Genomic DNA, 19,794 nt, shown 5'->3' on the forward strand with positions numbered 1-19,794 from the left:
GCCCGCGCCGGGTGCACCGTCGGGCCTTCGCCTCGGGCAGGATGGACGTACGTGACACACGTCCGTACGCACATAAAGCTAACCGTGGAGGATGGCCGGTGAGTTCCCCGCCCTCGGACGTTCGCTCTGGGCTGACCGGAGGAGAGGACGCGTCGGACACCACGGCGTCGCCGCCTCCAGCCTACGGCGGACGGCCGCTGACCGTGGCGGTCACCGGCGCCGCCGGCGTGCTGGGCGAGCGCGTCGCCGCCCGGCTGGTGGCATCCCCGCACGTGCGCAGGGTCCTCGCCGTGGACGACCGGCGCGGTGAGGTCCCCGGTGTGCAGTGGCGGGTGCTCGACGTGCGCGACCCGGCGGTGGCCGAGCGGCTGGCCGGGGTCGACGTGGTGGTGCACCTGGCGATGGACTTCGGCATGGAGTCCGATCCGCGGGCCCGCAGCGCCTACAACGTGCGCGGTGCCCAGACCGTGCTGACCGCGGCCGCGGCCGCCGGGGTGCACCGGGTGGTGCTGTGCACCTCGGCGATGGTCTACGGCGCGCTGGCCGACAACGAGGTGCCGTTGGCGGAGGACTCCGAGCTGCGGGCCACCGAGGAGGCCTCGCTGGTCGGGGACCTGCTGGAGATCGAGCGGCTGGCCCGCCGGGCTCCGCGCGCCCACCCGGGCCTCCAGGTGACGGTGCTGCGTCCGGCCGTGGTGGTGGGCCCGGGCGTGGACACCGTGCTGACCCGGCACTTCGAGGCGCCCCGGCTGCTGGTGGTGGCGGGCTCCCGGCCCTGCTGGCAGTTCTGTCACGTCGACGACCTGGCGGCGGCGTTGGAGTACGCGGCGCTGGGGCTGGTCGAGGGCGAGGTGACGGTCGGCTGCGACGGCTGGCTGGAACAGGAGGACGTCGAGCGGCTGTCCGGGATCCGGCGGATGGAGCTGCCGGCCTCGCTGGCGCTGGGGACGGCGGCGCGGCTGCACCGGCTGGGTCTGACCCCGGCCCCGGCCGGGGACCTGGCGTACACGATGTACCCGTGGGTGGTGTCCGGCAGCCGGTTGCACGAGGCGGGCTGGCGCCCGGTGCACACCAACGAGCAGGTGCTGGCGGAGCTGCTGGAGCAGGTGTCCGGCAAGCACGCGGTGGCCGGGCGGCGGCTGGGCGGCAAGGAGGCGGCGACCAGCCTGGGCGCGGCCGGGGCGACGGTGGCGCTGGTCGGTACGGCGGCGCTGGTGCGCCGGGCCCGCAAGCGGCGGAGGTTCTGAGCGGTCCGGGACGTCGGCCGGCGCCGGCCGGGCGCTCGGCCCCCGGGGTGCGGGAGCCCGGCGCGGTGGTGCGGAACGCGCTTGCCGGGCACCGTCCCGGATGGGGAATCATGGGGCCATGTCCGAGAACCACGACCCCATCCGCCTGCTCGCCGTCCGGGACACCCCGCTCTCGCTGGACGAGGTGTACGAGGCGGTCGGCGACGACGCGGCCGGCGGCACCACCGTCTTCGTCGGGACGGTCCGGGACCACGACGGCGGCAAGTCGGTCTCAGCACTGGAGTACAGCTGCCACCCCAGCGCGGAGCGGGAGATGCGCCGGATCGCGGAGAAGGTGGTCGCGGACTTCCCGGTCAGGGCGCTCGCCGCGGTCCACCGGGTGGGCCGGTTGGAGATCTCCGACAAGGCGGTGATCGTCGCCGTCTCCTGCGCCCACCGCGGCGAGGCCTTCGCGGCCGCGCGCCGGCTGATCGACGACCTCAAGCGCGAGGTGCCGATCTGGAAGCACCAGGTCTTCTCGGACGGTGCGCAGGAGTGGGTCGGCGCGGGCGGCTGCTGACCCGGTCGCGGCGGCGAGCACCCGGCCGCGGCACGGCGGGACCGGCACGCCCGGGTCGGCACGCCCGGGTCGGGGTGGCCGGAACCGGTGGGCGGAGGCGATCCGCCGGAACCGGTTCGCACACCCCGCGCGTCCGTCGGGTCAGGCGCGCCGTGGTCTCACTCGAACGGGTCGGTGGTGGAGCCCCGAATACTCCCTGGAAGTGAGCCGATCGGCCGTCCCGTAACCCGGATGGCGTCAGCCGCGTTGTCCGCCGGAGTGGTTAATCTGCTCATAGACACGACGAGCTGGGAGTACTGGTATGAGTGCGCTCGCCTGGTTGATCATCCCGGGTGTCGCCGGCGTGGCCGCCGGCCTCTGGGCGTTGTGGGCCCAGCGGACTCCGAAGGCCGCCGGGGACCCGGCCTCACTCGCCGAGCACCAGCGCTTCATGGCCGCCATGGAGCGCACCACCGCCGGTGCCGCGGCCCCGGACGAGCGCTCCGGCAGGTAGCCCGGCGGGCGTCCCGTCAGGCTCGTCCCGTACTGTCGAGGCATGCCACGCCGCTCCGCGACGATGCTCGCTGCCACCCTGCTGCTCATAGCGCTGCTCTGCGTCTCGGTGCTGATGAAGGTGCCGTACACGGAGATGAGCCCGGGGCCGACGTACAACACGCTCGGCAACCAGGGCGGCAAGCCGGTGATCAGCATCAGCGGGCACGACTCGTACCCGACGAGCGGGCACCTCAACATGACCACCGTCCAGGTCACCGGGGCCAAGTACGAGCCCAGCCTGGTCAACGCGGTGGTCGGCTGGCTGCGGGACGACGTGCTGGTGGTGCCGCACGACAACGTCTACCCCAAGGGGCAGTCGGACGCGGACGCCAAGAAGCAGAACGCCGAGGAGTTCGCCTCCTCCGAGGACAGCGCGCGGACCGCGGCACTCAAGCAGCTGGGCGTCCCGGTGGGCGACGAGCTGATCGTGAAGTCGGTCACCGCGGGCGCCCCGGCCGAGGGCCGGCTGCACGCGGGCGACCAGATCGTGGCCGTGGACGGCGCCCCGGTCGGCGCGGTCGACCAGGTGGTCGCCGCCGTCACCAAGCACAAGCCGGGCGAGTCGGTGGTCTTCACCGTCGTGCCGCGGGTCAAGGACGCCGACGGCGCCACCCCGGGAACGAGGACCGACGTCGCCGTCCCGACGGCGCGGGCCAAGGACCTCGACCCGAAGGCCCCGGCCGAGCGGGCGGACCTCGCGGTGGTGGGCATCGGCACCGGGATCCGGCACACCTACCCGTTCCAGATCGACATCGGCCTTCAGGACGTCGGCGGCCCGAGCGCCGGCCTGATGTTCTCGCTCGGCATCATCGACAAGCTGACCCCGGGCGGCGACCTCACCGGCGGCAAGTTCGTGGCCGGCACCGGGACGATCGACGACGACGGCAAGGTCGGCCCGATCGGCGGCATCTCGATGAAGCTGATCGCCGCCCGGGACGCCGGGGCCGAGTACTTCTTCACCCCGTCCTCGAACTGCGCCGAGGCCACCAAGAACGTCCCGTCCGGGCTGACCCTGATCAAGACGGACACGCTGGGCGGCGCGCTGAAGTCGCTGGAGCAGGTCCGCTCCGGGCAGGCCTCCGCGCTGCCGTCCTGCGCCGCCGGATAGCGGGACCGACCGGGCGGCCGGGCCTGCCGGAGCGGCGGGACCGGCCGGGCAGTGGGGCCTGCCGGAGCGGCGGGGCCTACGAGAAGGTCGCCAGCAGCGCGGCGGTCAGGCCGGGCACCAGGTCCGGGCCGGTCAGCACCTCGCGGGCGACGTCCTTGGAGCGCAGCCGCAGGGCGATCTCCTTCTTGCCGTCGCGCAGCACGGCGGCGGTGATCCGCACCTCCTCGCGCTTGGGGTGGTTGGCCACCCACTCGGCGAGCTGGGCGTCGGAGGCGCCCCGCGGGCGGGACTGCTCGGCGCCCGGCGGCAGCATCAGGCGCTCGACGACCAGGGCGCAGCCGGCCACGGAGTCGGGCCAGGCGATGGTGCCGAGGAACTTGTCGAGTTCCATGCCGGCCGGCAGCTCGTCCTGCTCGATCGGGGTGAGGCCGCTCTCGTCGCCGTCGGCGAGGCCGAGCTGCTTGGCGATCTTCGGGTTGGCCTTGCGCAGGGCGGCGCTGTCCACCAGGGCGAACAGCCGGGCCGGGAGGTCCCAGCCGAGGGTGGCGGCGTACTCGTCGATCTCCAGCGCGGCCCGGGTCAGCGGGGTGGCGGCCGGGAGCTTGGAGACGTCGTCGGGGGAGTTGTTGAGATCAGACGCGTCGGACATGCCTCAATCCTCACACGGCGGGCGGGGCGTGCTCGCCGGGCGGGGCCTCGGGAGGGGGCGTCGGGAGCCGCGGTCCGGGCGGCCGGTCCGGGCGGCGGTCGTAACCGTCTGCTAACGGTGGGAACTCGGCCAAAGCCTGGTTAAGTTTCTCTGACGACCTACCCCATCCAGACGACACAGCCGAGGTGCCACCGTGGTCTTCCAGATGCCCGAACGGTCAGGGCCGGTGTTCCGGCGCAGGGTAGGCCCGCCCTCCCGGCGGGCGCGGGTGGCCCTGCTGACCCTGGGCGTGCTCGCGGTGCTTTTCCTGTTGTTCGTCATGTTCGCGGGCTTCTGGACGGACTGGCTGTGGTTCCGGTCGGTCCACTTCTCCTCGGTGTTCACCACCCAGCTGTGGACGAAGATCGGTCTGTTCGCGGTGTTCGGGCTGCTGATGGCGGTGATCGTCGGCTTCAACATCTGGCTGGCGCACCGGCTGCGGCCGCCGCTGTCGGCGATGTCGGTGGAGCAGCAGAGCCTCGACCGCTACCGGGCCGGGCTGGCGCCGTTCAAGCGCTGGGCGCTGATCGGCATCTCGCTGGTGATCGGCCTGGTGGCCGGTGCCGCCGCCTCGGGGCAGTGGCGGACCTGGCTGATGTGGACGAACGCGACCTCCTTCGGTGAGAAGGACGCGCAGTTCGGCATGGACGTCTCGTTCTACGCCTTCGACCTGCCGTTCTACGAGTTCGTGCTGGGCTTCGCGTTCAGCGCGGTGATCGTCTCGCTGCTGACGTCCGCGCTGGTGCACTACCTGTACGGCGGGCTGCGGTTGCAGGGTCCGGGCCGTCGGGCGAGCGCGGGCGCGCAGGGGCACCTGGCGGTGCTGCTGGGCGTCTTCGTGCTGCTGAAGGCCGTCGCGTACTGGCTGGACCGGTACGCGCTGGCGGTGAAGACCGGCTCCTACAAGGGGGTCTCCGGCTGGACCGGCCTGCGGTACGTGGACGCCAACGCGTTCCTGCCGGCCAAGACGATCCTGTTCTTCGTCGCGATCATCTGCGCGGTGCTGTTCTTCCTGACCCCGATCCGCCGCACCTGGGCCCCGGCCCTGATCGGCCTGGGTCTGATGGTGCTGTCGGCGGTGCTGATCGGCGGGCTGTACCCGGCGATCGTGCAGCAGTTCCAGGTCAAGCCGAACGAGCAGGCCAAGGAGACGCCGTACATCCAGAAGAACATCGACGCCACCCGCCAGGCGTACGGGATCGCGGACGCGCAGACCACCCAGTACTCGCCGCAGGGCACGACCACCGCGGAGGCGCTCAAGCCGGACGCGCAGACCGTCGCGGACATCCGGCTGCTGGACCCGAACGTCGTCTCGCCGACGTTCCAGTCGCTGGAGCAGCAGCGCAACTACTACGCCTTCCCGAACACGCTGGACGTGGACCGCTACGGCACCGGGCAGGGCAAGCAGGACAGCGTGATCGGCCTGCGCGAGCTCGACCTCAACGGCGTGCAGCGCAACTGGATCAACGACCACTTCAAGTACACCCACGGTTACGGCGCGGTGGTCGCCAAGGGCAACCAGGTCGACGACAAGGGCCAGCCGGTGTTCACCGAGTCGGGCCTGCCGGCCACCGGCACGCTGGGCGACTACCAGCAGCGGATCTACTACGGCGAGAAGACCTCGACGTACTCGATCGTCGGCGGCGCGAACAAGGAGATCGACTACACCGATCCCAAGACCGGCCAGAACGCCGAGTACACCTACACGGGCGGCAGCGGGGTCTCGCTGGACAACCCGCTGACCCGGGCCGCGTACGCGGTGCGCTTCGCCGAGCCGCAGATCCTCTACGCGGGGGCGATCACCGACGGCGCCAAGGTGATCTACAACCGGACGCCGAAGGAGCGGGTGGAGAAGGTCGCGCCGTGGTTGTCGATCGACGCCGACCCGTACCCGGTGGTGGAGGACGGCCGGGTGCTCTGGGTGCTGGACGGCTACACCACCTCGGACGGCTTCCCGTTCTCTTCGAAGACGACGCTGGGCACCGCGACCAAGGACTCGCTGACCAACCAGCGCGGTGAGCTGCTGACCGTCGCCAACCAGGTCAACTACATCCGCAACTCGGTCAAGGCCACGGTGGACGCCTACACCGGCGAGGTGAAGCTCTACCAGTGGGACGAGAAGGACCCGGTGCTGAAGACCTGGATGAAGGCCTTCCCCGGCACCGTGGAGCCGAAGGCGGACATCCCGCAGACGCTGCTGCCGCACCTGCGCTACCCGCAGGACATGTTCAAGGTGCAGCGCGACCTGCTCGGCCAGTACCACGTCACCGACTCGAACTCGTTCTTCAACGGCAGTGACATCTGGCAGACCCCGGTGGACCCGACCAGCGACACCAAGCAGGTCCAGCCGCCGTACTACGTGACGGTGCGGATGCCGGACACCAGCGCGGCGAGCTTCTCGCTCACCAGCACCTTCGTGCCCAACGGGCGGCCGAACCTGGCGGCGTTCATGGCCGTCAACGCGGACCCGGGGGACGACTACGGGAAGATTCGCATCCTGAAGATGACGGGTGAGAGCGGCGCCCCCGGCCCCGGCCTGGTGCAGTCGAAGTTCAACTCCCGTCAGGAGGTGGCCCAGCAGATCTTCGCGCTGAAGAGCGGTGGTGACGCCGAGCTGGAGTACGGCAACCTGCTGACCCTGCCGGTCGGCGGCGGTCTGCTCAACATCGAGCCGGTGTACGTGCGCGGTCGCGGTGCCAAGTACCCGACGATGCAGAAGGTCCTGGCGGTGTACGGGGACGACAACGTGGCGTTCGAGGACACCCTGGAGGCCGCGCTGAAGAAGGTGTTCGGCGGGACGCCCCCGTCGACCACCCCGACCGTGCCGTCCTCGCCGGGCACCCCGACGACCCCGACGACCCCGACGACGCCGACCGCCCCGGCGCCGGGCGGGACGGTCTCGCCGGAGCTCCAGAAGGCGATCTCGGACGCGCAGAAGGCGTACAACGACAGCCAGACCGCGATCAAGAACGGCGACTGGGTGGCGTACGGCAACGCCCAGAAGGCGCTCGGCGACGCGCTGAAGGCGATCTCGGCGGCCGGTGGCGGCAGCCCGGCGGCGGCCCCGACCGGCGCCCCGAGCGGCGCACCCGCCCCGGGTGCCACGAACGGCGGATCGCCCCCGGCCCAGCCGTAGCCCGCTGAGCTGCGGTAACCGTTTTCCGTTCCACCCCGCGTCCGTGCTATGGTTTAACCACCGACGCGGGGTGGAGCAGCTCGGTAGCTCGCTGGGCTCATAACCCAGAGGTCGCAGGTTCAAATCCTGTCCCCGCTACAAAGGCCAGAGGCCCGGAGGATCATTCCTCCGGGCCTCTGGTGTTTCCGGTGCCGTTCACGGCCGGAAACGGCGGGAACCGCTCCGGTACTATCGACCGTCGCCAAGGACGACGGCAGCGGGGTTTGTGGGGTCGAAGTGTCGGGAAATCGACAAAGCGCCGAAGCAATTCCGTCGGCTTCGGGTCGGCCCCGCCGGAATTCGGCCGGGGCAGGTGTACGCGGGTACTGGGTGATGCGACGATGGGACACATGGGGGACGGTGCACGGTCGCTGACCGCCCGTCGGGTCCGGCGCCTCCCCTGGGAGTCCCCCCGGCCGCACGCCGGGGCACGATGCCGCGACACTCTGGGGGAGCGGGAGTCGGCATGAGGCTGATCGGCAAGTCAGGCGCCAAGTCCGCGGCGGCCGTCGAAGCGGACACCGACGCCTGGTCGGAGAGCGCCGAGAGCCCCGAGAACCGCCCCGGAGCCCTGCCCGCCCAGCGCACCAGCGGACTGTCCGAGCGTCCCCCGACCCCGGGCTACGGGCCCGACAGCCTGGTCCACGTGTCGACCCGTCAGTTCGCCGCCTCGGTCGGCGCCTACGGCGAGCAGGCCGGCGGGGACCCGACGGCCGGCACCGCGCTGGACTCGGCCGGCTTCGACTCGACCAGCTTCGAGACCGCCCTCGCCGCCCGCGAGTCCGCCGCGCTGGAGGCCCGCCACCGGCAGGCCGCCGACGGCGGGGACCCGGACGCCGCCTGCCGGCTCGGCACCCTGCTGCTGCGCCGCGGCGAACTGGAGGACGCCGAGTCCTACCTGCGCACCGCCGCGGCCGCCGGGCTGCGCGCCGCCGCCAACAACCTCGGCGTGCTGCTGCACCAGCAGGGCCACCGGGCCGAGGCCGGCCAGTGGTGGCGCCAGGCCGCCGTCTCCGGCAGCGCGCCGGCCGCCCACGCGCTCGGGCTGCAACTGCGCGACCAGGGCGAGGAGGAGGCCGCCGAGTACTGGCTGCACTTCGCCGCCGACCACGGCCACCCGCTGGGCGCCTACGCGCTGGGCGACCTGATGGAGCACCGGCGGGACGTGCGCGCCGAGCGCTGGTTCAAGGTCTCCGCGGACGCCGGGCACCGGGAGGCCGCCTACCGGCTGGCCCGGATGCGCGAGGCCGCCGGGGACAAGGAGACCGCCGAGACCTGGTACCGCACCGCCGCCGCCCGCAGCCACGCCCGCGCCGCGCTGCGCCTGGGCGTGCTGCTGGAGGAGCGCGCCCGCACCGACCGGTCGCTGCTCGACGAGGCGGCCCGCTGGTACCGGCAGGCCGCGCAGAACGGGGAGTCGCGCGCGGCCTGTGCGCTGGGCTTCCTGCTGCGCGACTCCGGGGACGCGGCGGCCGCCGCCGAGTGGTGGCAGGAGGCCGCCGAGGCCGGGGACGGCAACGCCGCCAACGCGCTGGGCGCGCTGCACGCGAGCCGCGGCGAGGCCGCCGCCGCCGAGCGCTGGTACCGCCTCGCGCTGGACGCGGGCGACCAGAACGGCGCGTTCAACCTCGGCCTGCTCTGCGCCGGCACCGGCCGGGAGCAGCAGGCCGAGCAGTGGTACCGCCGGGCCGCGTACGCGGGGCACCGGGAGGCCTGCAACGCGCTGGCCGTGGTGCTGTTGCAGCGCGGTGACGAGTCCGGAGCCCAGCCCTGGTTCTCCAAGGCGGCGGAGGCCGGCAGCGTGGACGGGGCGTTCAACCTGGGTGTGCTGCACGCGGGGCGCGGCGAGCACCGGCAGGCCCAGGAGTGGTACGCGCGCGCGGCGGCCGAGGGGCACGGCGAGGCCGCCCTGCAGCTCGCGGTCGTCCAGGAGCAGCGCGGCAACCTGGCCGGGGCGCTGGAGCGCTACCGGCAGGCGGGGGCCGGGGGTTCGGTCGAGGGGGCGTTCCGGCTGGCCTCGCTGCTGGACCGGCGCGGGGACGCGGACGCCGAGGCCGAGCACTGGTACGCGGCGGCGGCGGACGCCGGGCACCGCCGGGCGCAGGTGCGGATGGGCGTGCGGGCGGCCGAGCGCGGGGCGCTGGAGATCGCCGAGAGCTGGTACCGGCGGGCCGCCGAGGCGGGTAGCCGCAGTGCCGCGTTCAACCTGGGGCTGCTGCTGGCCCGGCAGGACAGCGAGGCCGAGGCGATGCTCTGGTACACCCGGGCCGCGGACGCCGGGCACGGCCGGGCGGCGCTGCGCCTGGCGCTGCTGGCGCTGCGCCGGGGCGAGCCGATGCAGGCGGAGAACTGGTGCCGGCGGGCGATCGACTACGGCCCGGCCGAGGTGTCGGAGCGGGCCGGCCGGCTGCTGGGCGCGCTCAGCGCGGAGCTGAGCGCGTAACACTCCCGGGCCCGGGCGGTCCTGCGGGCGCGGGCGGTTCCCCGGTCAGGAGCGGTCTCCCGGTCAGGGGTGCTCTCCCGGTCAGGGGCGGCAGGCGGGACACAGGCCGCGGTAGGTGACCTCGGCGGCGGTGACCGTGAAGCCGAAGCGTTCGTCGGCGGGGAGGGCGGCCAGGGGGTCGCCGTGGGGGTGGACGTCGCGGACGGTGCCGCAGCCGGAGCAGACCAGGTGCTGGTGGGCGCGGTGGGCGTTGGGGTCGTAGCGCTTGGCGCGGCCGTCGGTGGCGACCTCCAGGACCTCGCCGAGGGCGACCAGTTCACCGAGCGTGTTGTAGACGGTGGCGCGGCTGATCTCCGGCAGGCGGGCCGTCGCGCGGGCGTGCACCTCGTCGGCGGTGAGGTGCACGTGGTCGCCGTCCAGGACCTCGGCCACGACCCGGCGCTGCGAGGTCAGCCGCCAGCGTCTTGCGCGCAGTCTCTCCAACAGGTCACTCATGTCATCCAGAGTAGGTCAAGCTCCGGGATTGGTTCCAGTATTGACTTGGACAGAGTCCAAGTTAGGATCGTGTCATTACGACCGGATACCGCGGAGGCACTGCCATGACGACCCAGGACGAGCTGCGCCCGACCCTGACCACGGAGGCGGGTGCCCCCGTCGCCGACAACCAGAACACCGAGACGGCGGGTGTCGGGGGCCCGGCGCTCATCCAGGACCAGCTGCTGTTCGAGAAGCTCGCGCACTTCAACCGCGAGCGGATCCCGGAGCGCGTGGTGCACGCCCGCGGCGCGGGGGCGTACGGCACCTTCACCGTCACCGCCGACGTGACGCCCTGGACCCGGGCGGCCTTCCTGTCCGAGATCGGCAAGCGGACCGAGGTCTTCCTGCGCTTCTCCACCGTGGCCGGCAACCTCGGCGCGGCCGACGCGGTGCGCGACCCGCGCGGCTTCGCGCTGAAGTTCTACACCGAGGAGGGCAACTACGACCTCGTCGGCAACAACACCCCGGTGTTCTTCATCAAGGACGCCATCAAGTTCCCCGACTTCATCCACACCCAGAAGCGCGACCCGTACACCGGCTCGCAGGAGGCGGACAACGTCTGGGACTTCTGGGGCCTGTCGCCCGAGGCCACCCACCAGGTGACCTGGCTGTTCGGCGACCGCGGCATCCCCGCCTCGTACCGGCACCTGAACGGCTACGGCTCGCACACCTTCCAGTGGCAGAACGAGGCCGGCGAGCACTTCTGGGTCAAGTACCACTTCAAGACCGACCAGGGCATCCGCAACCTCACCCAGGCCGAGGCCAACGTCCTCGCCGGCGAGGACCCGGACAGCCACCAGCGCGACCTGCGCGAGTCGATCGAGCGCGGCGAGTTCCCCAGCTGGACGGTGCAGGTCCAGATCATGCCGGCGGCCGACGCGGCGACCTACCGCTTCAACCCCTTCGACCTGACCAAGGTCTGGCCGCACGCCGACTACCCGCCGATCGAGATCGGGAAGCTGGAGCTCGACCGCAACCCCGACAACGTCTTCGCCGAGGTCGAGCAGTCGGTCTTCTCGCCGTCGCACTTCGTGCCCGGCATCGGCCCGTCCCCGGACAAGATGCTCCAGGGCCGCCTGTTCGCGTACGCCGACGCCCACCGCTACCGGGTCGGCATCAACGCCGACCACCTGCCGGTGAACCGTCCGCACGCCACCGAGGCGCGCACCCACGGCCGGGACGGGCACCTGTACGACGGCCGGCACGGCCGGCAGAAGAACTACGAGCCGAACAGCTTCGGCGGCCCGGTGGAGACCGGCCGTCCGCTGTGGGCCGCGACCGCCGTCGACGGCGTCACCGGCAACCACGTCGCGCCCTCGCACGCCGAGGACGACGACTTCGGGCAGGCGGGCGCCCTCTACCGGCTGTACTCCGAGGAGGAGAAGCAGCGCCTGATCGGCAACCTGGCGGGCTTCATCGCCAAGGTCTCGGCCGACCGCGAGGACATCGTGGAGCGGGCGGTCGACAACTTCCGCAAGGCCGACGCCGACTTCGGGCAGCGGCTGGAGGCGGCGGTCCGGGAGCTGCGCAAGCAGTAGCCGGACCGGACGAGCAGCGGCCCCCGTGACCGGAAGACGCCGGACACGGGGGCCGCAACCACGTCGGGACCTAGACCGAGAGCCGGCGCAGGGCCTCGTCGTGCAGCAGGCCGTTGGAGGCGACGGCGTCGGCGCCGCCGGGGCCGGGGACGCCGTCCAGGCCGGTGAAGCGGCCGCCGGCCTCCTCGACGATGACGCAGTTGGCCGCCATGTCCCACAGCGACAGCTCGGGCTCGGCGGCGATGTCGACGGCGCCCTCGGCGACCATCATGTAGGACCAGAAGTCGCCGTAGGCGCGGGTGCGCCAGCAGGCGCGGGTGAGGTCCAGGAACGGGTCGAGGCGGCCGCGCTCCTCCCAGCCGGTGAGCGAGGAGTACGAGAAGGACGCGTCCTCGATCCGGGAGACGCCGGAGACGTGCAGCCGGGAGGCCTTGGACAGGCTGCGGCCGCCGAACGCGCCGAGGCCCTTGGCCGCCCACCAGCGGCGCTGGAGGGCCGGGGCGGAGACGATGCCGACCACCGGGCGTTCGACGCCGTCCGGGCCGTCCTCCAGCAGGGCGATCAGGGTGGCCCAGACCGGGACGCCGCGGATGTAGTTCTTGGTGCCGTCGATCGGGTCGATCACCCAGCGGCGCGGGCCCGAGCCCTGGAGGCCGAACTCCTCGCCGAGCACGGCGTCGCGCGGGCGGGCGCGCTGGAGCACGCCGCGCACCTGCTCCTCGGCCGCCTTGTCGGCGTCGCTCACCGGGGTGAGGTCGGGCTTGGTCTCGACCAGCAGGTCGAGGGCGCGGAAGCGCTCCAGGGTGACCGAGTCGGCCGAGTCGGCGAGGACATGGGCGAGTCGGAGATCGTCGTGGTAGTCGGCCATGTCCGAAACCCTAGCGAGCCTCCCCCGATCGGCACAGCCGGGCTCGCGGAGCGGGACACGACGGGCGCGGGAACGGCCGTACGGGCGGGCGTGGACGCGGGCGCGCGCCCGCTCAGTGCGCCGTGCCGCTGAGCTGGAGGCCGATGACGCCGGCGATCACCAGGGAGATCGAGACCAGCTTGAGCACCGAGCTGGTCTCGTCCAGGAAGACCATGCCGTAGATCGCGGTGCCGGCCGCGCCGATGCCCGTCCACACCGCGTAGGCGGGGCCGACCGGCAGGCTCTTCAGGGAGAGGGTGAGCAGGCCGAAGCTGCCGAGGGCGAACACGCAGAAGCTGACGGTGGGCCAGAGCTTGGTGAAGCCCTCGCTGAGCTTGAGGTTCACCGCGAAGCCGGTCTCCAGCAGGCCGGCCAGGACCACCAGGGCCCATGCCATCGCGTGCCCTCCCTGTCGGATCGAGAGCCGGACCGTACCCGGCCCGACTTTCCTATGATCGCCAGGGAGGACCGCTCCGACACCTCGAACGGGCCACAAGCTTCGACGGACCTGGGTCCTGTCCGGGCGCCCGGCGTCGCGGGCCCGGCAGGATCGGCCGGACAGGGGCCTAGTCCGCCTCGCCCTCCTTGCTGGCCAGCAGACGGCGCAGCGAGTAGAGCCGGGCGGCCTCGGCGTGGCCCTCCTCGACCCAGGCGTCCAGCGCGCAGTCCGGCTCGTCGTGGCTGCACGCGCGCGGGCAGTCGACGGTGCCGGGCTCCAGGTCGGGGAAGGCGTGGATGACCCGGGACGGGTCGATGTGCGAGAGGCCGAAGGAGCGGAAGCCGGGGGTGTCGATCACCCAGCCGGGGTCCAGCGCCTTCTTCGAGCCCGGCTTGGCGCCGGGCGGCGGGGGCAGCCGCAGCGCCAGGGCGGAGACGGTGGTGTGCCGACCGCGGCCGGTGACGGCGTTGACGCGGCCGGTCTGCCGCTGGCGGTCCGGGACGAGCGCGTTGACCAGGGTGGTCTTGCCGACACCGGAGTGGCCGATGAACACCGTGGAGCGCCCGCGCAGGTGCTCGCGCACGGCCTCGGCGCCGGTGGTCTCCAGCTCGTCGCGGCGGGTGACCACGTAGGTGATGCCGAGCGTGGCGTAGGAGTCCAGCAGGGTCGAGGCCGGGGCGAGGTCGGACTTGGTGAGCACCAGCAGCGGCTCCATGCCCGCGTCGTAGGCGGCGACCAGGCAGCGGTCGATCAGCCGGGGGCGCGGCTCGGGGTCGGCCAGCGCGGTCACGATGGCCAGCTGCTCGGCGTTGGCGACCACGATCCGCTCGTACGGGTCGTCGTCGTCCGCCGTGCGCCGCAGCACCGAGCTGCGCTCCTCGACCCGGACGATCCGGGCCAGGGTGTCGGCGTCCCCGGAGAGGTCGCCGACCAGGTTGACGATGTCGCCGACGACGACACCCTTGCGGCCCAGCTCGCGGGCCTTCATGGCGACGATCTCGCGCTCCTGCTTCGTCCCCGGGTCGATCAGGCAGGTGATCCGGCCGCGGTCGACGGTCAGCACCATCGCCTCGGCGGCGTCCTCGTGCTTGGGCCGGATCCGGGTCCGCGGCCGGGAGCCCCGGCGGGCGGGGCGGTTGCGGATGTCGTCCTCGTCGGCGTCCTTGCCGTAGCGGCGCATGTGCTCAGTCTCCGCTCAGAGGTCCGCCGTCGCTTCGCCGAGCAGCTCGGCCCACATCCCGGGGAAGTCGGGCAGGGTCTTGGCGGTGGTGGCCACGTTCTCGACCTCGACGCCGGGGACGGCGAGGCCGAGGACGGCGGCGGCGGTGGCGAGCCGGTGGTCCTCGTAGGTGTGGAAGATGCCGCCCCGCAGCGGGCGGGGGCGGATCCGCAGGCCGTCCTCGGTCTCGGTGACGTCACCGCCGAGGTCGTTGATCTCCTTGGCGAGCGCGGCGAGCCGGTCGGTCTCGTGCAGGCGAAGGTGGGCGATGCCGTACAGGTGGGACTCGGAGTCGGCGAGCGCGGCGACGGCGGCGATCACCGGGGTGAGCTCGCCGACGTCGTGCAGGTCGGCCTCGATGCCGTGGATCCGGCCGGTGCCGGTGAACTGGAGGCCCTCGTCGGTGAACTCGCAGGCGCCGCCCATCCGGGTGTAGATCTCGCGCAGCTGGTCGCCGGGCTGGGTGGTGTGCTTGGGCCAGTCCCGCACGGTGACCCGGCCGCCGGTGACCAGGGCGGCGGCGAAGAACGGCGCCGCGTTGGAGAGGTCCGGCTCGACCACCAGGTCGCGGCCGATCAGGGCGCCGGGGGTGACCCGCCAGACGTCCTTCTCGCCGCCGTCCTCGGGGGCGTCGACCTGGGCGCCGGCCAGCCGCAGCATCTCCACGGTCATCCGGATGTGCGGCAGCGACGGGACCGGGCCGCCGACGTGGCGGACCTCGATGCCGTGGTTGTAGCGGGCGCCGGAGAGCAGCAGGGCGGAGACGAACTGGGACGAGGAGGAGGCGTCCAGTTCGACCGGGCCGCCGTCCAGCGAGCCGGTGCCGTGCACGGTGAGCGGGAAGGCGCCGCGGCCGCCGTCCTCGATCCGGGCGCCGAGCGCGCGCAGGGCGTCGATCACGCCGTGCTGGGGGCGCTCGTAGCAGCGCGGGTCGCCGTCGAAGTGCACCGGGCCGTCGGCGAGGACGGCGAGCGGCGGCAGGAAGCGCATCACCGTGCCGGCGTTGCCGACGTCGACGGAGGCCGGGCCGCGCAGCACGGGGGTGGGGATGACCCGCCAGGCCTCGCCGCCGCCGGTGCCGCCGGAGTCGTTGTTGACCTTCTCCTCGATGGTGACCCCGAGGGCGCGCAGGCCGTCGGCCATCAGCTGGGAGTCGCGGCTGCGCAGCGGGCGGCGCACCCAGCCGGGTCCGTCGGCGAGCGCCGCCAGCACCAGGGCCCGGTTGGTGACCGACTTGGAGCCGGGGATGGTGACGGTGGCGTCGACGGGGCTGGTCGCGACGGGGGCGGGCCACAGGGTCTCGGTCATGGGGCAAGTCTAGGGGCCGTACCGGAACGACCCGTGTCGCTCGGACGGGGGCCGCCCCGGGGCGGGAGGCGGACCCGGGGCGGACCCCGGGGGCGGGCCTCAGTGGAGGGGCTGGAGCAGCCAGGAGGCACCGATGCCGAGGCAGGCGAGGGCGACGAGCAGGAAGACGGTGACCCAGGCGAGGGCGGGAACGTGGGTGATCCGGGCCAACTGGTCGGCGTCGGAGTCGCGGGCCCAGCCGATCCGGCGCTGGTGCTGGAGCTCCAGGACCGGGCGGACGGCGCCGATGAGCAGGAACCAGCAGCCGAGGTAGGCGAAGCCGGCCTGGACCTCGGCGCTGCCGAACCAGGAGACCAGGAAGAAGGCGGCGCCGGCGAGCAGCACGGTGAGGAAGCCGAAGGCGTTGCGGATGCGCAGGAGCAGGGCGAGCAGCAGCGCGACCGCGAGCCAGAGCAGCAGGGTGATCCGGTCGGCGGCGAGCAGGGCGGCGCAGCCGAGGCCGAGCAGGGCGGGGGCGGTGTAGCCGGCGGCGGCGGTGAGGACCATGCCGGGCCCGGTGGGGCGGCCGTAGGAGAGGGTGAGGCCGGAGGTGTCGGAGTGCAGCCGGATGCCGGCCAGTTTGCGGCCGGTGACCAGGGCGATCAGGCCGTGGCCGCCTTCGTGGGCGATGGTCACGGCGTTGCGGGCGACGTGCCAGAGCGGCCGGGCCAGGACGGTGAGCAGGGCGGCGGCGCCGGTGGCCAGGACCAGCCAGCCGGGTGGGGCGGTCTGGGTGCCGCTGACCTGGCTCCACAGGTCGCCGAGGGTCTGGTCGTTCGTGTTCATCGGTGTCTCTCCGCCTCCGTCCGTCGTGTCGGGTCGTCGTGTCGGGTCGTCGTGCCGGGTCGTTGCGTTGGGCCGTTCGGGGCAGCCTCCCATGGGGGGACGGGCGGGCGGGAGCGGGTGGTTGCGGTACGCGGACGGGGAGGTGCCGGGGACCGGCGGCATGGCAAGCTGGCCCGCATGTGCGGTCGGTTCGCAGCGAGCAGCAAGCCCGAGGACCTCGTCGAGCTGTTCGGCGTGGAGCACTGGGAGCCCGAGGAGACGCTGGACCCGAACTGGAACGTGGCGCCGACCAACAGCGCCTTCGTGGTGCTGGAACGGCTGGCCGGGGAGCGGTCGCGGGCGGTGCGCCAGCTGCGGGTGCTGCGCTGGGGGCTGGTGCCGCAGTGGTCGAACTCCGCCGAGACGGCGGTGAAGATGATCAACGCCCGGTCGGACACGGTGCACGAGAAGCCCTCGTACCGGCAGGCCTTCGCGGCGCGCCGGTGCATCCTGCCGGTGGACGGCTACTACGAGTGGCAGACGGTGCCGGGGGAGCGCGGCAAGGCGCGCAAGAAGCCGTACTTCGTCTCCCGGGCGGACGGCGGTCCGCTGGCGCTGGCCGGGCTGTACGAGTTCTGGCGCGACCGGGCGGTGCCGCCGGGGCACCCGGAGGCCTGGCTGGTGACGTTCACGATCGTCACCACGGACGCCGAGGAGTCGCTGGCGCCGATCCACGAGCGGATGCCGCTGTTCCTGGACCGGGGGGACTGGGGCGCGTGGCTGGACCCGCGGCAGACCGACCCGGACGCCGCGCGCCGGCTGCTGGTACCCCCGCCGCCGGGCGCGTTGCTGGCCACCCCGGTGTCGCCGGCGGTCGGCAGCATCCGCAACAACGGTCCGGAGCTCAAGGAGCCGTGGGCCGAGCCCGTGACCACCCTGTTCTGACCGTCCTGTGCCGAGGCCGCCGTGCCGAGGCCGCTGTTCCGAAGCCGTTCCGAAGCCGTTCCGAACGTCCCTGGAGTCACCGCGATGAGCACCACCGAACTCGTCCCCACCGAGGCCGGCGAGGCCCGGATCACCTACCACCGGGCCGCGGAGCCCAGGGCCGTGCTGGCGCTCGGGCACGGCGCGGGCGGTGGGACCGGCGCCCGGGACCTGGTGGCGCTGGCCGGGGCGCTGCCGGCCCGGGGGATCACGGTGGCGCTGGTCGAGCAGCCGTGGCGGGTGGCGGGCAAGAAGGTGGGCCCGGCGCCGAAGACACTGGACCTGGGCTGGCGGCCGGTGGCCGAGCTGCTGGCCGGGCGGGGGCTGCCGCTGGTGGTGGGCGGGCGCAGCGCCGGGGCGCGGGTGGCCTGCCGGACGGGCGCGGCGACCGGGGCGGTGGGGGTGGTGGCGCTGGCGTTCCCGCTGCATCCGCCGGGCCGGCCGGAGAAGAGCCGGGCCGAGGAGCTGCTGGGGTCGGGGCTGCCGACGCTGGTGGTGCAGGGCGCGGCGGACCCGTTCGGCGGGCCGGGGGAGTTCCCGGAGCTGCCGGCGGGGCACGAGCTGGTGGCGCTGCCGTACGGCAACCACGGTTTCGAGGTGCCGAAGCGGGCGTCGGTGGGGCAGGGGGAGGTGCTGGACCTGATCTGCTCGTCGGTGGGGGACTGGGTGCTGGAGCTGGTCTGACGGTCCCGGCGGTGCGGTCGCGCCGCCGTGAGCGGTCCGCTTCCGTTCGATCACTCGTGCGAGTGAATGGCGTGGGTGGGCGGGAATGCGGGCGGAGTGCCGGTGGTTGTCGTGTCCGTCAGCAACGAGTCACTGGTGAGAGGCAGGGCAGATGGGTTCGATCGCGTGCCCCGAACGGCCTGAGGAGCGCGAGGCCACCACGGCGTTCGCCCCCTCCTGGTCGGAGTGGCTCGACGCGGGCGAGAAGCCCGTCAGCCCGATATCCTCCATTTCTGGGCGGCCCGCCGTGGGCCGTGCCCGTCATGCCGAGGAGGTGGGTCCGGTCGTCGGGACCGAGCACGAGGCCGATCCGGGCCGTGGCCCGGACGAGGCCCTGCCTGCGGGCGAGGCGCTCACCGGTGAGGAGCTGGCCGAGGCGATCGGTGAGGACACCTACCGGGTGTCGGCGGAGGAGAGCGAGGAGGCCCGGCGGGAGCGCTTCGAGCGCGACGCCCTGGGCTACCTGGATCCGATGTACTCGGCGGCGCTGCGCATGACGCGCAACCCGGCCGATGCGGAGGACCTGCTCCAGGAGGCGTTCGCGAAGGCGTACGCGTCGTTCCACCAGTTCCGTGAGGGTACGAACCTCAAGGCCTGGCTGTACCGCATCCTCACCAACACGTTCATCAACTCGTACCGCAAGAAGCAGCGGGAGCCCCAGCGCACCGCGGCGGAGGAGATCGAGGACTGGCAGCTGGCCCGGGCCGAGTCGCACATGTCGACGGGTCTGCGCTCGGCCGAGACCCAGGCGCTCGACCACCTCCCCGACAGCGATGTGAAGGACGCGCTCCAGGCCATTCCGGAGGAATTCCGGATCGCCGTGTATCTCGCGGACGTAGAAGGCTTTGCGTACAAGGAGATCGCGGACATCATGGGTACTCCCATCGGTACGGTGATGTCCCGACTGCACCGCGGCCGCCGTCAGCTGCGCGGCATGCTGGAGGACTACGCCCGTGAGCGCGGGCTCGTCCCGGCCGGCAGCGGGGCAGGGCAGGAAGCGAAGGGCTCGGGCTCATGAGCTGCGGCGATCCGCACGAAACCGAGTGTGGCGAGGTCCTCGACCACCTCTATGAATTCCTCGACAACGAGATGCCCGAAGGTGACTGCGCAAAGTTGCGGGTCCACTTCGAGGAGTGCTCGCCGTGCCTGAAGCAGTACGGGCTGGAGCAGGCGATCAAGGCGCTGATCAAGCGTTCCTGCGGGTGCGACGACACCCCGGCGGACCTGCGCGGCAAGGTGCTGGCCAGGATCGACTCGATCCGGGCCGGGCAGCGTTCGGGCGAGCAGGTGGTGCTCGCGGTGGAGGCCACGGTCGAGGTGCACGTCGAGTCGGCCAGGCCGGCGCCCAGGCTGGACGGGGCGGCCGAGGAGGCACGGGCCGGGCAGGAGCCGGCCGAGCGCCCCGGTGCGCCGGTCGAGGCCGGCGCCCAGGCGGAGTGACGGCCCGTCGGGCGAACGTCCGTGCGATGGCCGTGCGGGTGGCCGACCGCCCGGCGCGATAGCCCGTCGGCCCGCAGACGAGGGCGGGCCGACGGTTCGGACAGGGAGGGCAGCGGCCCCGGGAGCTGTCTCTTATACACA

General features: G+C 72.9%; 18 protein-coding genes and 1 tRNA gene. 12 read left to right on the forward strand and 7 right to left on the reverse strand.

The window, feature by feature from the left end; translation table 11 throughout:
* The first annotated feature begins 98 nt into the window (after positions 1-98).
* From ACFRAR_RS23545 to ACFRAR_RS23560, 4 genes are all read left to right on the forward strand, one after another.
* Complete coding sequence (locus ACFRAR_RS23545; protein ID WP_380700116.1) at positions 99-1,247, forward strand: NAD-dependent epimerase/dehydratase family protein; 1,149 nt, start codon at positions 99-101, stop codon at positions 1,245-1,247.
* Between the two features lie 118 nt (positions 1,248-1,365).
* Complete coding sequence (locus ACFRAR_RS23550) at positions 1,366-1,806, forward strand: molybdenum cofactor biosynthesis protein MoaE (protein ID WP_380700117.1); 441 nt, start codon at positions 1,366-1,368, stop codon at positions 1,804-1,806.
* A gap of 301 nt (positions 1,807-2,107) precedes the next feature.
* The gene (locus ACFRAR_RS23555; RefSeq protein ID WP_380700118.1) at positions 2,108-2,299 is read left to right on the forward strand and encodes a hypothetical protein; all 192 of its coding nucleotides are present in this window, start codon (positions 2,108-2,110) and stop codon (positions 2,297-2,299) included.
* 42 nt (positions 2,300-2,341) lie between these two features.
* Complete coding sequence (locus tag ACFRAR_RS23560) at positions 2,342-3,448, forward strand: PDZ domain-containing protein (RefSeq protein ID WP_380700119.1); 1,107 nt, start codon at positions 2,342-2,344, stop codon at positions 3,446-3,448.
* Between the two features lie 76 nt (positions 3,449-3,524).
* Here the strand turns inward: ACFRAR_RS23560 and ACFRAR_RS23565 are convergent, their stop codons facing one another.
* Positions 3,525-4,097, reverse strand: a complete 573-nt coding sequence (locus ACFRAR_RS23565) for a PPA1309 family protein (protein ID WP_380700120.1) — start codon at positions 4,095-4,097, stop codon at positions 3,525-3,527.
* A 205-nt stretch (positions 4,098-4,302) separates the two neighbouring features.
* Between ACFRAR_RS23565 and ACFRAR_RS23570 the strand changes: the two genes are divergently transcribed.
* The 3 genes from ACFRAR_RS23570 (at position 4,303) to ACFRAR_RS23580 (ending at position 9,754) form a co-directional block, all read left to right on the forward strand.
* On the forward strand, positions 4,303-7,272 hold the full coding sequence (locus tag ACFRAR_RS23570) for a UPF0182 family protein (protein WP_380700136.1): 2,970 nt from the start codon (positions 4,303-4,305) through the stop codon (positions 7,270-7,272).
* 64 nt (positions 7,273-7,336) lie between these two features.
* Positions 7,337-7,410 (forward strand) — tRNA-Met (locus ACFRAR_RS23575).
* Between the two features lie 367 nt (positions 7,411-7,777).
* Positions 7,778-9,754, forward strand: coding sequence for a tetratricopeptide repeat protein (locus tag ACFRAR_RS23580; RefSeq protein WP_380700121.1), 1,977 nt, complete (start codon positions 7,778-7,780; stop codon positions 9,752-9,754).
* Between the two features lie 81 nt (positions 9,755-9,835).
* On the opposite strand, the gene ACFRAR_RS23585 is transcribed toward ACFRAR_RS23580, so the two are convergent.
* On the reverse strand, positions 9,836-10,249 hold the full coding sequence (locus ACFRAR_RS23585) for a Fur family transcriptional regulator (RefSeq protein WP_380700122.1): 414 nt from the start codon (positions 10,247-10,249) through the stop codon (positions 9,836-9,838).
* Between the two features lie 104 nt (positions 10,250-10,353).
* Between ACFRAR_RS23585 and ACFRAR_RS23590 the strand changes: the two genes are divergently transcribed.
* The gene (locus ACFRAR_RS23590) at positions 10,354-11,829 is read left to right on the forward strand and encodes a catalase (RefSeq protein WP_380700123.1); all 1,476 of its coding nucleotides are present in this window, start codon (positions 10,354-10,356) and stop codon (positions 11,827-11,829) included.
* A 70-nt stretch (positions 11,830-11,899) separates the two neighbouring features.
* Here the strand turns inward: ACFRAR_RS23590 and hisN are convergent, their stop codons facing one another.
* The 5 genes from hisN to ACFRAR_RS23615 form a co-directional block, all read right to left on the reverse strand.
* The gene (gene hisN / locus ACFRAR_RS23595) at positions 11,900-12,697 is read right to left on the reverse strand and encodes a histidinol-phosphatase (protein ID WP_380700125.1); all 798 of its coding nucleotides are present in this window, start codon (positions 12,695-12,697) and stop codon (positions 11,900-11,902) included.
* A gap of 112 nt (positions 12,698-12,809) precedes the next feature.
* Positions 12,810-13,133 carry a DMT family transporter gene (locus ACFRAR_RS23600; RefSeq protein ID WP_380700126.1) on the reverse strand — a complete coding sequence of 108 codons (324 nt, stop codon included), beginning with the start codon at positions 13,131-13,133 and terminating at the stop codon, positions 12,810-12,812.
* A 169-nt stretch (positions 13,134-13,302) separates the two neighbouring features.
* Complete coding sequence (rsgA, locus tag ACFRAR_RS23605) at positions 13,303-14,355, reverse strand: ribosome small subunit-dependent GTPase A (RefSeq protein WP_380700127.1); 1,053 nt, start codon at positions 14,353-14,355, stop codon at positions 13,303-13,305.
* Positions 14,356-14,370: 15 nt separating this feature from the next.
* A complete protein-coding gene (gene aroA, locus ACFRAR_RS23610; protein ID WP_380700128.1) occupies positions 14,371-15,702 on the reverse strand; it encodes a 3-phosphoshikimate 1-carboxyvinyltransferase in 1,332 nt (443 codons plus the stop codon).
* Positions 15,703-15,801: 99 nt separating this feature from the next.
* On the reverse strand, positions 15,802-16,527 hold the full coding sequence (locus tag ACFRAR_RS23615; RefSeq protein ID WP_380700129.1) for a M50 family metallopeptidase: 726 nt from the start codon (positions 16,525-16,527) through the stop codon (positions 15,802-15,804).
* A gap of 177 nt (positions 16,528-16,704) precedes the next feature.
* On the opposite strand from ACFRAR_RS23615, the gene ACFRAR_RS23620 reads away from it, so the two are divergent.
* From ACFRAR_RS23620 to rsrA, 4 genes are all read left to right on the forward strand, one after another.
* Positions 16,705-17,451, forward strand: coding sequence for an SOS response-associated peptidase (locus ACFRAR_RS23620; protein WP_380700130.1), 747 nt, complete (start codon positions 16,705-16,707; stop codon positions 17,449-17,451).
* Positions 17,452-17,535: 84 nt separating this feature from the next.
* On the forward strand, positions 17,536-18,174 hold the full coding sequence (locus ACFRAR_RS23625; RefSeq protein ID WP_380700132.1) for an alpha/beta family hydrolase: 639 nt from the start codon (positions 17,536-17,538) through the stop codon (positions 18,172-18,174).
* Between the two features lie 151 nt (positions 18,175-18,325).
* On the forward strand, positions 18,326-19,231 hold the full coding sequence (locus ACFRAR_RS23630) for a sigma-70 family RNA polymerase sigma factor (RefSeq protein WP_380700133.1): 906 nt from the start codon (positions 18,326-18,328) through the stop codon (positions 19,229-19,231).
* Positions 19,228-19,653, forward strand: a complete 426-nt coding sequence (gene rsrA, locus ACFRAR_RS23635) for a mycothiol system anti-sigma-R factor (RefSeq protein WP_380700134.1) — start codon at positions 19,228-19,230, stop codon at positions 19,651-19,653. Before ACFRAR_RS23630 ends, rsrA begins: the two co-directional genes overlap by 4 nt.
* The last annotated feature ends 141 nt before the right edge of the window (positions 19,654-19,794 follow it).

The sequence above is a fragment of the Kitasatospora sp. NPDC056651 genome (genome assembly GCF_042792155.1).
GTDB lineage: Bacteria > Actinomycetota > Actinomycetes > Streptomycetales > Streptomycetaceae > Kitasatospora.

What these genes read in the sequence shown, in the direction of transcription:
- ACFRAR_RS23550 (WP_380700117.1), top strand. Translation starts at nt 1,366, where the DNA reads ATGTCCGAGAACCACGACCCCATCCGCCTGCTCGCCGTCCGGGACACC.
- ACFRAR_RS23555 (WP_380700118.1), top strand. Translation starts at nt 2,108, where the DNA reads ATGAGTGCGCTCGCCTGGTTGATCATCCCGGGTGTCGCCGGCGTGGCC.
- ACFRAR_RS23560 (WP_380700119.1), top strand. Translation starts at nt 2,342, where the DNA reads ATGCCACGCCGCTCCGCGACGATGCTCGCTGCCACCCTGCTGCTCATA.
- ACFRAR_RS23565 (WP_380700120.1), bottom strand. Translation starts at nt 4,097, where the DNA reads ATGTCCGACGCGTCTGATCTCAACAACTCCCCCGACGACGTCTCCAAG.
- ACFRAR_RS23570 (WP_380700136.1), top strand. Translation starts at nt 4,303, where the DNA reads ATGCCCGAACGGTCAGGGCCGGTGTTCCGGCGCAGGGTAGGCCCGCCC.
- ACFRAR_RS23580 (WP_380700121.1), top strand. Translation starts at nt 7,778, where the DNA reads ATGAGGCTGATCGGCAAGTCAGGCGCCAAGTCCGCGGCGGCCGTCGAA.
- ACFRAR_RS23585 (WP_380700122.1), bottom strand. Translation starts at nt 10,249, where the DNA reads ATGAGTGACCTGTTGGAGAGACTGCGCGCAAGACGCTGGCGGCTGACC.
- ACFRAR_RS23590 (WP_380700123.1), top strand. Translation starts at nt 10,354, where the DNA reads ATGACGACCCAGGACGAGCTGCGCCCGACCCTGACCACGGAGGCGGGT.
- hisN (WP_380700125.1), bottom strand. Translation starts at nt 12,697, where the DNA reads ATGGCCGACTACCACGACGATCTCCGACTCGCCCATGTCCTCGCCGAC.
- ACFRAR_RS23600 (WP_380700126.1), bottom strand. Translation starts at nt 13,133, where the DNA reads ATGGCATGGGCCCTGGTGGTCCTGGCCGGCCTGCTGGAGACCGGCTTC.
- rsgA (WP_380700127.1), bottom strand. Translation starts at nt 14,355, where the DNA reads ATGCGCCGCTACGGCAAGGACGCCGACGAGGACGACATCCGCAACCGC.
- aroA (WP_380700128.1), bottom strand. Translation starts at nt 15,702, where the DNA reads ATGACCGAGACCCTGTGGCCCGCCCCCGTCGCGACCAGCCCCGTCGAC.
- ACFRAR_RS23615 (WP_380700129.1), bottom strand. Translation starts at nt 16,527, where the DNA reads ATGAACACGAACGACCAGACCCTCGGCGACCTGTGGAGCCAGGTCAGC.
- ACFRAR_RS23620 (WP_380700130.1), top strand. Translation starts at nt 16,705, where the DNA reads ATGTGCGGTCGGTTCGCAGCGAGCAGCAAGCCCGAGGACCTCGTCGAG.
- ACFRAR_RS23625 (WP_380700132.1), top strand. Translation starts at nt 17,536, where the DNA reads ATGAGCACCACCGAACTCGTCCCCACCGAGGCCGGCGAGGCCCGGATC.
- ACFRAR_RS23630 (WP_380700133.1), top strand. Translation starts at nt 18,326, where the DNA reads ATGGGTTCGATCGCGTGCCCCGAACGGCCTGAGGAGCGCGAGGCCACC.
- rsrA (WP_380700134.1), top strand. Translation starts at nt 19,228, where the DNA reads ATGAGCTGCGGCGATCCGCACGAAACCGAGTGTGGCGAGGTCCTCGAC.